The following is a 14086-nucleotide window of genomic DNA, read 5'->3' as shown; positions in this document are numbered from 1 at the left end:
TTCTTATTTAAAAACGTGGTTTACGTTTAATCTGGTATACTTCTGCAAATTTAAAGAAACGACTTCTAAACCAGAAGCTTTTCTGCTCAGAATAGCTCTTTCTCTTTTTACGGCCGGATCGAAATTATATAGCCGCCGTTTCAAAATATCACTCTATTGGTCGTCAAATATCGGCCATTCATCTATTCATATGGCTGAGCTGTAGATTGCACAATCCGGCGATTAAACTGCATTCAAAAAAGCCCCTCTAACCACCATTAACGAACAAATTTAAACATTTAGAAACCATGAAAAAGACCATCATAGCCATTGTATCCTTAGCCGTTTTCACAATAACAAACAGCTTTTCACAGGTGTATAAATCAAACGGACACGACGGTCCCATTTATGTAACAAGTAGCAGAACAAATACTAGTGTTGCAGACATGGAACTAAGAGAACTTGATCGAATCGTTTCTTTAAGTAACGGTCAGCAAAAGGAAATTACTAAAATCAAGGATTATTATGCACGAGTGCTTAAAAACTCCAAAAGATCCCAAACCTGGGCGAGCATGAACAGGCTGGCTGAACAGGAGCGACATGATATTCTTGATGTATTGACTTCATCACAGTTAAAAAAGTTGAACAGTTATCAGTATGCGGTGAAAGACAACAATAAAAACAGAGTAAATAATCGTATCCGTCCGAACAGCAGAGGTTGATATTGAAATAGTTTAATAAGCCATGAGATCATCAATTTATCAATTTAAATTATCAGAAACCATGAAAAAGACCATCATAGCCATCGCAGCAATAGCATTTCTTACCATTGGAAATGGCTTTGCACAAAAACAATCTTTCCCCAATGGACGCGGTTATAACCAGCAGCGTGTAGACAATGCCAGGGAAGAATATGAGATTGGCAAACTTGATCGTATCGTAAATCTGACGCGCAAACAGCAGAACAAAATCAAAAAAATTGAAAATCGCTATGATAGGTTAGTCGTCGGTAATAGACGTCCGGTAAACCTGCAGCAAAGAAGAGCCTGGGAGATACAAAAGCAACACGAAATTATAGCTGTACTCACTCCTAAGCAGCAGCAGCGTCTGTCGGTTTATGAAAGAACCCAAAAAGGGAATGTTCATGACAATTGGAGACGCAGAGGTTAATAGCAGTGCCATCTGAATAAGCCATGAAAAATAATCCCCGCTGGTAAGTCGTATTGATTTGTGGCGGGGATATTTTTGATGTAGCTGTATAAAAATTGTTTAACGTTGAAAGGCTATTCCTGATAATGAATATCTCTGTTTGGTAAATCTGGCCTTCGCTAAATCGTTGTGTTGAATCTTATACCTGCTCTATTGTTTTTCGTTCCAGTTCGACAAAATCCTCCCTTGCCGGTGTAAAGCAATCTATCACTTTGCAGGCCGTCAGCGCTTTGGCCGAATGAGGAGCCCAAGACGGAATAAATGCGGACATGCCAGATCGTAAAACAGATTTTTCTCCGGCAATATCAAATTCCAACTCTCCTTCAATTATATGGCACCATTGCTCATGTACGTGGCTATGCTCAGGTAGTATGGTTCCGTCTTCAATAGTAAACTGACAATAGGTAGCTTTTTCGGAATGCGCTACAGAACCATATATTCCATCCCATATTTTAAGTTGTGTGCGGGTATTGTAATTTATAAATGGCATTGCTGTTTGTATTTAATAGATACAGCAAGTTAGTAAATACTTTCCTTCTCAGGGTTGTCCACTTTGTTCTTTGGTTGGTTCTAAGAACGAATAGTTTTCATTTTTTTCGGAAATTTTAATCGGAGAGCGGTTTTCTTGCGTACATACTACCGGGCATCCGCCAACCTGATAATAAAACGTTAATTGGCGAATGAATTCACATTTTAACTTAAACGGCTACATTTATGTTTTACAATGGTCTGCCCCAATAGGTACCCTTTTCTCTCATTTGCTGTATGCAGTTTTTTAGAGTAGTATTTTCGTCTGTTTTTTTGCTAAGTCTTGCCTGTATCGCTGTGTTTGGTCAAACCCTGACACCACTCAGGATCGGTGCTGAGATAGAAGCGGCAGGAATATATGCTACCGATAACCTTGCGCCATTTTGGATCAGAAGTAATCAGTATGGCGTCATTCCACGAGATGCTCCGGCAACACTCATTCAGGCGCGTGCTTGGCGTGATTATGCTTTGGATTCTGCAAATAGAAAGAAAAATTTTGATTGGGGTTTTGTGATAAATCCTGTTGCCACTTATAATAAAGTCAATAAATTAAATTTTGTTCTTCCTGAAGCACACGCAAAGGTCCGTTTCCGGTTTCTGGAATTGTATGCAGGCCGTCGCAGAGAAGTCATCGGGCTAGGCGATTCCACGCTTACCTCCGGATTTTATACAGGGTCCGGCAATGCAATACCTATTCCGAAAATTCAGCTTGGAACAATTGGTTATGTACCATTTGCCTTTCACAAGTTCCTTTCAGTCAATGCGGCTTTTTCGCATGGTTGGATTAATAACCCACCCTATATATACGCCGCCAGGCTTCATCAAAAACATGTCTATTTCAGACTCGGAAAGCCTCGGTCAAAGACAAAATTCTATTTTGGCATCAACCATCAGGTTATGTGGGCGGGACACTCAGATTATCTGAAGTCTCAGCCGGATATGGCAGAAAATGGCCGGTTGCCCGATTCCTGGAGTCTTTATAAATATGTTGTCCTTGGCTTCACTCCGGAAAAATGGTATACAAAACAGGGATTTACGTCATTTGATAGTTATCGTATCGGTAATCACCTTGGGACCTATGACATTGCTCTCGAAACGAAAATCGACGGGAACAGGCTATTATTCTATCATCAGCATATCTATGAAGATGTATCCAGTCTGGCTTTTCAGAATTTTCCGGACGGATTGTATGGCGCAAATATGGTGTTCAATTATGGGCATCCCTCAGATGGTTTCAGATTGACACGGCTTACAGCTGAAATGCTCTTGACCAAGGATCAATCCGGATCGGAATTCTATATTACAGGTAGTATATACCAGGGAGCTGATAATTATTTTAATCATAGTCAGTACTATCAGGGATGGTCATATAAAGATGCCGTGATTGGTACACCCTTTATTGCTCCACGTGCTGATATTGATCAATCCAAATTTTCTTCACCGAGGTATTTTCCTAACAACCGGGTCAGTATGTTCTATCTCGGAGCTCAGGGAACGTATAAAGAGTCGCTGTTGCTTACTTTACGAACTTCTGTAAGTCGGAACTATGGAACTCCGGGTGCCGATTTTTCACCTCCCCGCAATCAGTTTTCCGCGCTGCTATCGGCACAAATGAAATTAAGAAGCTTGCAGAATACAACGCTAACCGCTCAACTTGCCGCTGACCAGGGACAACTTTTCAGGAATTCGTATGGTGGCTATCTTGGAATTAAAAAAAGCTGGTAATCTCCTATGTTCACCTCTGAACAAAATTGTTCGATTTCGGACAGTTAAAGTGGTAAATTATAGTATAATATTCTGTAAATCAATTCATTATTTTATTGGTATGTTTTTTGGAAATGCTTTGTGAAAAGGTATGTCTGCCTATTCACTAACAAGGATTTCTAAAGCTTAGCCATGTTAAAAAACTACTTCAAAATAGCCTTCCGTAATATCTTAAAAAATAAGGTTTTTTCGGCGATCAACGTAGCGGGACTGGCCATCGGTATGGCTGCTTGTATGGTTATCATGCTTTTTGTTTTCTATGAGCGAAGTTTTGATAGTATGCATACCAGCAATATCTACCGCCTCAATGAAGTACAGAATTACGAAGGTATGGTGGCTCCTCAAAAGGTGGCACTCTCAATGTTTCCGATGGGGCCTACGTTAGAAAGTGATTATCCTGAAGTACGTAGTTTCGTGCGTATAGTGGAAATGTCAAAGGCAGTTGTAGGGTCAGGCTATAAGCGGATCGAGTTAGAGAAAGGGTATTATACAGATGCCAATTTCTTTGAAATGTTTGACTTTAAACTCATTGAGGGAAAAGCAGGCGAAGTTCTGAAAAACCCTAATAGTGTCGTACTGACTCAAGATGGTGCAAAGCGGATTTTTGGCGACACAAATCCTATAGGCAAGTCAATAACCAAATATGCCGGTGATACGCTGACGTTTAAAGTGACAGGAGTGATGGAAAATGTACCTGGAAATTCACACCTTCAGTTCAACGGCTTGTTTTCTTTCAATACTGTTATCAAACCGGATTTCATGGATGGTTGGGGACGAAACTGGCTTGTAACCTATCTTAGTATAGCTCCGGATGCAGACGTAGCTGCTTTGGAAAAGAAATTTCCTGATTACCTTAAAAAGTATCTGAAAAACGACAACTGGAAATATTACGAATTGTTTTTACAACCTTTATCTCAGATACATTCCAGTTCGACGGACATCACGCATGACTATCAGAATTTTCACAAATTCAACAAAACATATACCTACACTTTTTCACTTATTGCAGTGATTGTTCTTGTTATCGCATGTGTTAATTTTATGAATTTGTCTACAGCCCGATCCGCCAGTCGTGCCCGGGAAGTGGGGGTAAGGAAATCCATCGGCGCTTATCGCATGCAGCTGGCGTATCAGTTTATAGGTGAGTCGATACTGCTGGCTCTGATCGCTTTTGTTCTGGCAGTAGTTTTGGTGAAGTTATTTTTACCATCCGTTTCGCAGTTTAGCCAGAGGGATCTGGAGTTTTCAATTCTAACCAATCCGTTGTTACTTTTGACAGCGTTGTCGGGTGCGGTAGGCATAGGTATTTTTTCAGGATTGTACCCGGCACTATATCTGTCATCCTTTGAGCCGATAAAGGTTTTGAAAGGAAAGATCGGTGTAGGAAAAAGTACTTTCAGAAATACACTTGTCATTGCGCAATTCACCAGTGCCATTTTCCTGATCATCGCGACAGGATTTGCTGTGAAACAGCTCGATTTCATGCAGCATAGAGATCCGGGCTTTGTGAAGGATCAGGTAATGATCATTCCATTGGATTCGAAGTCGAGTCCTAAATACCAGTCATTGAAGCAGGAACTGCTCAACAGTTCATTTGTTGATGGTGTAACAGGGTCGGGACAGCGTTTGGGGAATAACATGCATCAGACAGGCATCACTTTCCGAGGAAGCGGTCCGGTCAAAGAAATTGCCTCTTCACAGGTTATCGTGGACCCCGATTATCTTTCGTTATACAAGATTAAACTCCTGGCGGGTAAAAACTTTACCCGGGAGGAGTCTGAAAACGGGAGTACTTACATTATCAATGAATCACTTGCCAAAGAACTACTTAAAGATCAACCCAAGGAAAAAATTGAATCTTTGGTGGGTAAGCAATTTGGGTTTAGCGGCATGGATTCGCTGGGTAAAATTGTAGGAATCGCTAAGGATTTTAATTTTAATTCAATGCACCACAAGATTGAAACCCTTTGCCTTTTTAACCAAAGTAATTGGGGGTATAATGAGATGTCAGTCAAAATTAAAGGGAAGGATGCAAAGTCTGCAGTGGCTGCGATCGAGTCGGTATGGAAAAATCAGGTTCCCGATAAGGATTTTACCTATTCTTTTCTTGACGAACATTTTGCGGAACTATACAGAGCCGACGGTCAGGTGAGTAATATAGTCGGTATCCTTGCTGGTTTAGCCATTCTGATTTCTTGTCTTGGTTTGTTTGGACTCGCTTCCTTCTCAGCAGAACGCCGTGTAAAGGAAATAGGAGTAAGGAAAGTAATGGGCGCCTCGGTGGCAGGAATTGTAGCTTTGCTCTCCAAAGACTTTATGAAACTTGTTCTTATATCCATCGTTATTGCAATACCTGTAGCATGGATGGTGGTGCGCTGGTGGCTTCAGGATTTTGCATATCGGGTGGAAATACAGTGGGGAGTTTTTGCAGGGGCTGGTATTATAGCCATTCTCATTGCCCAGCTAACTGTTAGTTTTCAAAGTATAAAGGCGGCTCTTACAAATCCCGTAAAATCTCTGCGCGCGGATTAATATTAGTCTGACCACTTTAATATACCAATACTATGAGCCATATAGCTATACCCATACCCAACATGTACGGACAGCAGGAGATAGAGGTACACGTGAAAATTAACGGTCTCAAACAGCAGCTCCATTATAAGGTAGAATTGTTTTATTGGGACAACTGTGTAAATCCCAAGGCTCATCGTGCCGATTGCATCAGCGAAATGCTGGCTCATCATGATCCGGAATGGACGGTTTATTATATTGGAGCGCCAACGGAGGAATTTGTCCCGATCACCTTTGTAAAGAATGAAACTCGTTCTTTGTTACGCCACGGGATGGTTTGAATTTCACATCTGTGCATTTCAAGGTTTTCAATAGCAAATTTCTGAATATAAATTCCCCGGGAAGCTGAGTGCTTCCCTTTTTTATTTTAATATTTTTTTTGCAACAGTGTTGCGTAAGTAAATGTTTGCCACATATATTTGCATCATTGTTGCATTAAATATTATGATCATGAAAAGGAGTTTACTGAGAATGTTGGTTGGGCTGTCGGTTATTTCGGGGTTGGCATCCTGTGATAAAGACAAAGAAGAAAATGTGAGTCCGGTTGTGGACAATGAGTATAAATTCATTCGGATTCTCGTGAATGATGAAAGTACGTCACAACTTTCGCTGGTTAATCCGGTGACATTAGCATCAGAATCTTTTCAGGCCCTTTTTCCTAAATCCGCATTGTATGGCACGCAGGCCGGACGTTTCGGAGCACTGGTAAATGGGGCAAACAATAGTGTCCAGATTTTTGACAGTGGATTTGAGGGACATGGAGACCATGTTGATGTGAAAGGAACTCCCAAATTTGCGGCACTTACAGGTAATGGAAATCGCCCTACACACTTCAAAAGTAAAGGTGATGAAATACTGGCGTTTAATGATGGGGATGGTACTTTAAGCACAGCTAAAGAGGCTGATTTTCATGTAGCCGGAGCTAAAATGAAGGCCATCAATGCAGGTAATGTAGCGCATCACGGCGCCATGACCAAGTTCGATAATGGAACGTATGCGATCACGGAGAAAGACGGATCAGTAGCCGGGACACTGCCTGAGAGGGTTAAAGTGATTGATGCAACAGGGAAAACGCTTTTTGCTTCAACCATTCAAACTAAAGGAATACATGGAAATGCCAGTGACGGTAAAGTATCTCTGTTTGGTTCTTCCAGTGGGATTTTGGTTGTGCAGCCTACAGGAGCACAATCTTTAATTCCGCATCCTGCAAATTTTGGTACAGCTTGGTTTGGATCTATTTATGAGGCGAAAGGTGCAGGTAAATTTGTAGGATATACTGCTGCTATGGGGGCTTATCTCATCGACGTTACAAGTAAAGCGGTAACGCCAATTGTAGAAAGTACAGACCTGATTCAGGTGAAAATAGATTACGCAGGAAATAATCTGATCGCTTTGTTCCATAACGGTGAGGTGAGAATATATGATCTGGCAACAAATACGCTGAAAAAGGGTGGTTCAGTAGTGGGAGTGGTTGCAAAAGACGCTACACTGAAGCCTCAGATTGAAGCAACATCTAAATTTTTATACATTACTCAACCCGCTACGGGAGAACTTTGGCAGGTGAGTACGGAAGATTTTGGTAAGGTAAATAAAATCAAAGTTTCATCAGCACCTTATCGTTTGGCAATTCTTGGTATAGAGTCAGATGAAAGTCATTAAATAGCAAAACTCAACGGGTTTAGGCAGGGCAGGTTGAAGCCCTGCCTTTTTTGTATTCAAGGATTGTGTAGGGCGCACCTGCTATTCCACTGAGGTTGATATGTGTATAGTAAGTTACATTCCCCATTTTGGTGATATGCTTACACACTGCATGCTGGTATTGTGCTGGAATAGAATTGATAATTAGATCTTCGCGGTTTGCTATCTGTATGCCGTGCCAACTTAACCCCTTACCGCTCAACCAATAATGAGGAAAGTAACTTTTACCGAATCAGAGCTTATCTCGCAACTCAAATCCAACAATAAGGATGCATTTGAATATTTGTATGAGCGCTATTCTCCTGCCTTGTACGGCATTATTTTGAAAGTGGTAAAGGACGAAGATAAAGCTGCTGATTCCATGCAGGATGCGTTCCTTAAAATCTGGAAAAATATAAGTCGATATGATCCGGAAAAAGGTACTCTGTTTACATGGATTCTGAACGTGGCCAGAAACACCGCCATCGACAAATTGAGAATGGATGTAAAAACAGAGAAAGTAGTAAGTTTGTCTTCTGTCAACGAAACTGAAGTTACATCTGAAACGACCTACATCCCACCCATTAATCTCATAGACCTTCGCGCTATTGTTTCACGCCTGCTCCCCGAGCGTAGGGTTTTGATCGAAATGGTATACTTTGAAGGTTACACACATGAGGAGGTATCCGAAACCCTTCAGGTTCCACTAGGTACTGTTAAGTCGCGCATCCGCAAATCCCTTCAGGAATTACGTCACGTATTCGGAGCTTCCTCAATGATAAGTATGGCCGGCTGAGGCGTACTTTTTCTATTTATATCCAATTTCTTTATCTCCATTCAATAAGCAATTCAACTCGTTTTCATTTAATATGAAAATGCTGACGAGGTGTGTTCAGTTGTGCAGAATCCGCATATTCACTAACGTAGGGTATTCGTGAATTATACGAATAATACAATAGTCAAAATCCCCTTGAATTTCCGTTGATTTCTGTCGATTTATTCCTGATGTGTTTAAAATTGCCTTTTTTCATGAAATAGGTATATTTATACTGTATAACTAGTTGTGTTTAGTCATTAGAATGTAGTTTTAGTCAGTTCCTAGAATTACATTTAATTAACATGTAATATAAAAAAAATCATATTTTTATCTTGTAGATCCGATGTTTGTTGATTTATATTTGTGCAAGAAATCCTACATAGCAACCTTGCTAATCCAAACATTTTTCTATGAGAAATTTATCTACTACACTATTTTATCTACTGCTTTTTATATCCAGTTCTTCATTCGGTCTTTCGAATAAGAATGGCGTTGAGGGGCTGACAACAAATGATTGCGGATGCTCAAATCAGGAGCTTTCAAATGGTAGCTTTGAAACTGCCCAAAACGGTATCCCGGTAAACTGGCAATACGACGGGAAATTCATTACTGACAAAAATTACGATGTATGTGGTGAAGACAATGGTCGTTTAGACGGTGCAGGTTCCTTCTGGCAGGATGTTGTGAATGTAGTTCCGGGTAGTAAAGTGACCTTTACTGCCTACGGCGGATATCACCATTATAAAACACATTTTTTTCATCTGATGTTTTTAGGTAAAAATGACGAGGTCCTCCTGGAGGTAACCAAGCAACTCACTGTACCTGTATCTCAGAATAACAATAAGCTCACAAGGTATACACTCTCGGATTTTGCACCGGAAGGGACTCTTAAAGTCCGCGTGAAGGGTAGTGCCAAGGGCGACTATTTCAAAGTTGATGTGGCTTGTCTTAATATCCAGAAGCCATCTGTTTCCTGTAACGACTGTAACAATAACAAACTCAAAAATCCATCTTTTGAAGAATATAAAAATGTATCTGGTAAAGAGGTCCCGACAGAATGGGTTGGTTCCAATTTCGTAAAGGATGCAGGTTTTGTGATATGTGGTAGTAAAAATGGGTTAGTGAACGGAGGTGCAGGAAGTTTTTACCAAGATGTGAAAACGACTCAGGGAAGTAATGTAAAATTGAAAATATGGGGCGGATATCATAATTTCCGCAACCATGTATTTGAGCTTCAGTTTTTCTCAGAAACCGGTACCAGCCCAATCTCAAGAGTGTCCGTTAATCTCGATAAGTCTGTTGAAGATCTAAAGAATAAGCTTAAGTTATATCAATTGCAAGCTACTGCACCATCAGGAACTGCCTACGTTCGTGTAAAGGGTTCATCTACCGGAGATTATTTCAAGGTAGATGCTGCCTGTCTTACAATAGAAGAGTCGCCGCAATGTGTGGCTTGTAATGACAATAAATTGGTTAACCCAAGCTTTGAGCAGGGTGCCGCAGGATGGACTAAAAATGGAAGCGGCACGTTTGTAACTCCTGAAAAGTATGTAGTTTGTGGTACAAAGGCAGGACTTATATCAGGTTTTGCTACTGCTTCACAGGATGTTCAGGTATCGCCGGGTAGTGATGTAACGCTGGCGATATGGGGAGCTTACAATGGCAAGAGTGCTCAAAGTTTCAAACTGATTTTCTTCAACTCTCAAAATGTTCAGGTAGGTTCTGAAAGCGCCGCCGTGGATAATAGTGTGACGGAAGGAAACACACCAGGTTTGCAACAGTATATTGTGAAGAAAAAGGCACCCGCTGATACTAAGTTTGTAAGGGTTCAGGTATATTCTGAAGGAAATGATTTTCATTTCGACAATGCATGTCTAACGGTGATTGCAGGAGCACTTCCTGTAAAGTTGGCTGAATTCAAAGCTTCAAATGTAGAAGGAGTCGTAAGGCTTAACTGGAATACGACTTCAGAAAGCAATTCAGGACTATTTGAGATACAGCAAAGCACAACTGGTAAAAACTGGACAGTGATCGGACAAGTGGCTGCCAAGGGCGAAAGCAATGCCGTAATTCCGTACACATTTTCAGACAACAAGCCAGCTTTTGGTAATAATCTGTACCGTCTGAAAATGATTGATCTGGATGATACCTTTGCATACAGTAATATTGTCAGTATCAAAATAGAGGAAGGTACACAAGTATCTGTCTATCCAAACCCGGCTACCGAATACATCACAATCCGTACATCAGGTGACGCACTTTCATACGTGACAATCTTTAATGCAAACGGACAACTTGTAAGGCAAGCAGATACAGAAAAGATCGATCTGAGCGGATTAGGGCTAGGACGCTACATAGTAAAAGTTACGCATAAGAGTGGATCTGTTACAACCAAGCACATTTTAGTGTCGAAATAACCAGGCATTATTACTCAACTCGAAAGAGAAGCTTTTGTTAAATTTTAGCCCTTCATCTGTTTTGGCGGATGAAGGGCTTTATTTTTAACGTTGAATTTGAAAACTTGCCCCTAATCTTATGGCCGAGAGCAACGTGATGCATTTAACACAACAAAAAGCGAATCATTTAAGTAGGGCTGATTTTGGGGAGGATTTCCTTTGGGGTACTGTAACGGCTGCTTTTCAGGTCGAGGGTGCAGTGCAAGAAGATGGGAGGGGAGCTTCGATTTGGGATGTTTTCACACATCAGAAAGGAAAGATCAAAAATGGTGATCATGCCGATGTTGCATGTGATTTTTACAATCGATACGAAGCAGATCTGGCACTGGTTGTAGAAATGGGATTCACCGAATTCAGGTTTTCCATTTCATGGTCTCGAATCTTGCCTGAAGGAAAAGGTGAGATCAATAAGGCTGGTATTACATACTATAATCGTTTGATTGATCAATGCATAGCATTGGGAATAAATCCATGGGTTACATTGTATCACTGGGATTTACCCCAGGCATTGGAACGTGCAGGAGGTTGGAAAAATCGCGAAATCATTAAATGGTTTTCGGATTATGTCACGATCTGTGCTGAGGCTTTTGGCGACAGGGTGAAAAATTGGATTGTAATTAACGAACCCATGGCCGTTGCTGCTTTGGGATATACAACGGGACTTCATGCTCCGGGAAGAAAAGGATTATGGAATTTCCTGCAGGTGACACACCACCTTGCGATGTGCCAGGCCGAAGGTGGCAGGATTCTCAGGAGCCTGGTGCCTGCCGCATACATCGGAATGGCTATTTCCTGTTCATATATAGTTCCTAACTCCAAATCATTGAGAGATTTACGCGCTGCCGAACGTGCCAATGCCGTCATGAACAGAATGTTTGTTGAGCCAGCATTAGGACTTGGATATCCCTCGGATGCCTTTCCTTTTTTAAACGGGATTAAAAAGTATATGTTACAAGGAGATGATAAAGCAATACAGTTTGACTTTAATTTCACCGGCATTCAAAATTATTTCAGTGTTACGGTAAAACATAGTTATCTCGTGCCGGTTCTTTGGTTGAAAGAAGTGCCTGCTGTTTTGCGCAATGTTCCCGTTACGACAATGGGGTGGGAAATAGATCCCGTTGGCGCGTACAAAATTCTTAAACAGTTCTCATCGTACAAAGGTATCCGCGATATTATTGTATCAGAAAGTGGCGCGGCTTTTGAGGATACACTGGTTGATGACAAGGTGGATGATCCTGAAAGGATTGCTTATTTTCAGCTTTACCTGAATCAGATCCTTCAAGCGAAAAGAGAGGGAATTAATATTAAGGGTTATATGGTGTGGTCATTGATGGACAATTTCGAATGGGCAGAAGGTTACAGAGCGCGTTTTGGTCTGGTTTACGTTGATTTTGCTACACAGCTGCGCACCATGAAACAGTCGGGACAATGGTTTGCCCAATTCCTGAAGAGTTGATCAGTTTTTTCCAATTATTGTCCCTCCAGACATTGATGAACGTGGCCGGTTATTTGCTTCCGGCCACGTTTTATATTTTCAGAATATCCTTTGCCTCTTCGTCAGAGTAATAAGGTCCGAGTTCCGCCTCTTCAATCATTTCCTGAGCCTGATTTTCAGTGACCTCTTTACGGCGGTCTGGTGTGGGTTCCCAATTAGCTTCGGATAATTTTATCGAACCATTAGCTTCAAGTTCTGAAAGTAGCTGTCTGACGTGCCCTTCAGTTTCATCGTTTAGAATTTTGACCTGAATAGTTTTCATTTTGCGTGCATATTGTTGATGGAGCATTATTATCAAAAATCATTCCGAACTGTACTTATCAGTTTACAGACAGATTGTTTCAGATATTTGTGGACTTCATGCAACTTTCTTTGCGATTTTTTCATCATTGGGAAAACCAATCTATATAGGCCATGAAAATGAAATCATTACTACTTTCTGCAATGCTGATGCTGACAGCGTCCGTAAGCTTTTCCCAATCGTCCGAAGATCAGCCCTATGTGAGCAAATCCTTTAGTAATAAGTCGCTGAACTCACTGACGGTAGAAACTTCGGGAGGTTCTATCACCGTGCAGGGAGCACAAAAGGAAGGATTCGTAGTGGATATGTTTGTCCGCCCTAATAATTGGAATGGTAAAAGTCAGTTAAGCAAGCAGGAAATAGAGGATCGTTTGGAAGATTACGACATCCTGATCGGTACAGAAGGGAACAAGGTTGTGGCAACTGCCAAAAGAAGAAACGGCACCAAATGGGATAACCAGAAAAGTATTTCTATAAGCTTTAAAGTATCAGCTCCACGCAGTACTTCTACCAATTTGAGAACCAGCGGTGGAAGTATCCGTATCGCATCTCTGTCAGGCGAGCAAAATTTCACAACCAGTGGGGGAAGTTTGAAAGTGGATGATCTGGAAGGAAACATTATCGGAAAAACTTCGGGTGGTAGTATTGAAGTAAGCAATTGTCGTAAAGTGATGGAGCTGACAACCAGCGGCGGTAGCATTCGTGCGAATGATCTGAATGGAAAGGTAAATCTGAAGACTTCTGGCGGTAGTATATCTTTACTGAAACTGGAGGGTGAAATAGCTGCTCATACCAGTGGAGGAAGTGTAAAAGGGGATGATATCAAAGGAACTTTAAATACAGGGACATCTGGTGGCTCGGTGAGACTTGCAAATGTTTCGGGAAGTCTGAAAGCAAAAACCAGTGCAGGAAGTGTTGAAGTGTCTCTGGCCAAGTTGGGAGAATACCTGGATTTATCAAGCTCCGCAGGGAGTATTCGTGTAACAATGCCATTGGAATCTGGTCTTGATCTGAATCTAAAAGGAAATAAGGTTTTGATTCCATTGAAAAATTTCGATGGTCATGTAGAAAAGGACAAAGTGAATGGAAAGATGAACGGTGGTGGTATTCCGGTTACTTTGTCGGCAAGCTCTGGTAGCGTATATGTAAATCAGTAGTATCATAATCCTGACTATTTCGAATAACTCATGAAAGGCGTTTCCAAACGGGAATGCCTTTTTTTATTTCTGTAACCATTGATAACAAAAAATGAATACATTTGTATATTAAGTCTACAAAATAAGTAG

At 41.1% G+C, this 14086-nt stretch carries 12 protein-coding genes; 10 read left to right on the top strand and 2 right to left on the bottom strand.

Annotated features, from left to right (window positions below):
* Positions 1-287: 287 nt before the first annotated feature.
* Together AC1XUE_RS17495 and AC1XUE_RS17490 are read left to right on the top strand one after the other, a co-directional pair.
* On the top strand, positions 288-701 hold the full coding sequence (locus tag AC1XUE_RS17495) for a hypothetical protein (protein ID WP_483357277.1): 414 nt from the start codon (positions 288-290) through the stop codon (positions 699-701).
* Between the two features lie 61 nt (positions 702-762).
* Positions 763-1149 carry a hypothetical protein gene (locus AC1XUE_RS17490; protein ID WP_483357276.1) on the top strand — a complete coding sequence of 129 codons (387 nt, stop codon included), beginning with the start codon at positions 763-765 and terminating at the stop codon, positions 1147-1149.
* Positions 1150-1327: 178 nt separating this feature from the next.
* Here the strand turns inward: AC1XUE_RS17490 and AC1XUE_RS17485 are convergent, their stop codons facing one another.
* On the bottom strand, positions 1328-1678 hold the full coding sequence (locus tag AC1XUE_RS17485) for a cupin domain-containing protein (RefSeq protein ID WP_483357275.1): 351 nt from the start codon (positions 1676-1678) through the stop codon (positions 1328-1330).
* A gap of 275 nt (positions 1679-1953) precedes the next feature.
* Here AC1XUE_RS17485 and AC1XUE_RS17480 point away from each other — a divergent pair, with 275 nt between their 5' ends.
* The 7 genes from AC1XUE_RS17480 to AC1XUE_RS17450 all read left to right on the top strand — a co-directional run bounded on the left by AC1XUE_RS17480 (position 1954) and on the right by AC1XUE_RS17450 (position 12460).
* Entirely contained in the window at positions 1954-3441 is a 1488-nt protein-coding gene (locus AC1XUE_RS17480; protein WP_483357274.1) for a capsule assembly Wzi family protein, read from the top strand.
* A 171-nt stretch (positions 3442-3612) separates the two neighbouring features.
* Positions 3613-6012 carry an ABC transporter permease gene (locus tag AC1XUE_RS17475; RefSeq protein WP_483357273.1) on the top strand — a complete coding sequence of 800 codons (2400 nt, stop codon included), beginning with the start codon at positions 3613-3615 and terminating at the stop codon, positions 6010-6012.
* 32 nt (positions 6013-6044) lie between these two features.
* Positions 6045-6332 carry a hypothetical protein gene (locus AC1XUE_RS17470; protein ID WP_483357272.1) on the top strand — a complete coding sequence of 96 codons (288 nt, stop codon included), beginning with the start codon at positions 6045-6047 and terminating at the stop codon, positions 6330-6332.
* Between the two features lie 169 nt (positions 6333-6501).
* On the top strand, positions 6502-7710 hold the full coding sequence (locus tag AC1XUE_RS17465; protein WP_483357271.1) for a hypothetical protein: 1209 nt from the start codon (positions 6502-6504) through the stop codon (positions 7708-7710).
* Positions 7711-7957: 247 nt separating this feature from the next.
* Positions 7958-8524: an RNA polymerase sigma factor gene (locus AC1XUE_RS17460; protein ID WP_483357270.1), complete on the top strand. Its 567-nt coding sequence runs from the start codon at positions 7958-7960 to the stop codon at positions 8522-8524.
* Between the two features lie 431 nt (positions 8525-8955).
* Entirely contained in the window at positions 8956-10962 is a 2007-nt protein-coding gene (locus AC1XUE_RS17455; RefSeq protein WP_483357269.1) for a T9SS type A sorting domain-containing protein, read from the top strand.
* A 118-nt stretch (positions 10963-11080) separates the two neighbouring features.
* Positions 11081-12460 (top strand): GH1 family beta-glucosidase, encoded by a 1380-nt coding sequence (locus tag AC1XUE_RS17450; RefSeq protein WP_483357268.1) that lies wholly within the window; start codon positions 11081-11083, stop codon positions 12458-12460.
* Positions 12461-12530: 70 nt separating this feature from the next.
* Here the strand turns inward: AC1XUE_RS17450 and AC1XUE_RS17445 are convergent, their stop codons facing one another.
* Positions 12531-12761, bottom strand: a complete 231-nt coding sequence (locus tag AC1XUE_RS17445) for a hypothetical protein (RefSeq protein WP_483357267.1) — start codon at positions 12759-12761, stop codon at positions 12531-12533.
* A gap of 158 nt (positions 12762-12919) precedes the next feature.
* Here AC1XUE_RS17445 and AC1XUE_RS17440 point away from each other — a divergent pair, with 158 nt between their 5' ends.
* A complete protein-coding gene (locus AC1XUE_RS17440) occupies positions 12920-13957 on the top strand; it encodes a DUF4097 family beta strand repeat-containing protein (RefSeq protein ID WP_483357266.1) in 1038 nt (345 codons plus the stop codon).
* Positions 13958-14086 lie beyond the last annotated feature (129 nt).

Source organism: Dyadobacter sp. HNCC25DJ187, from assembly GCF_056895255.1.
The sequence above is the reverse complement of the archived record's forward strand: the minus strand, read 5'-3'. Positions and strand labels throughout refer to the sequence as shown.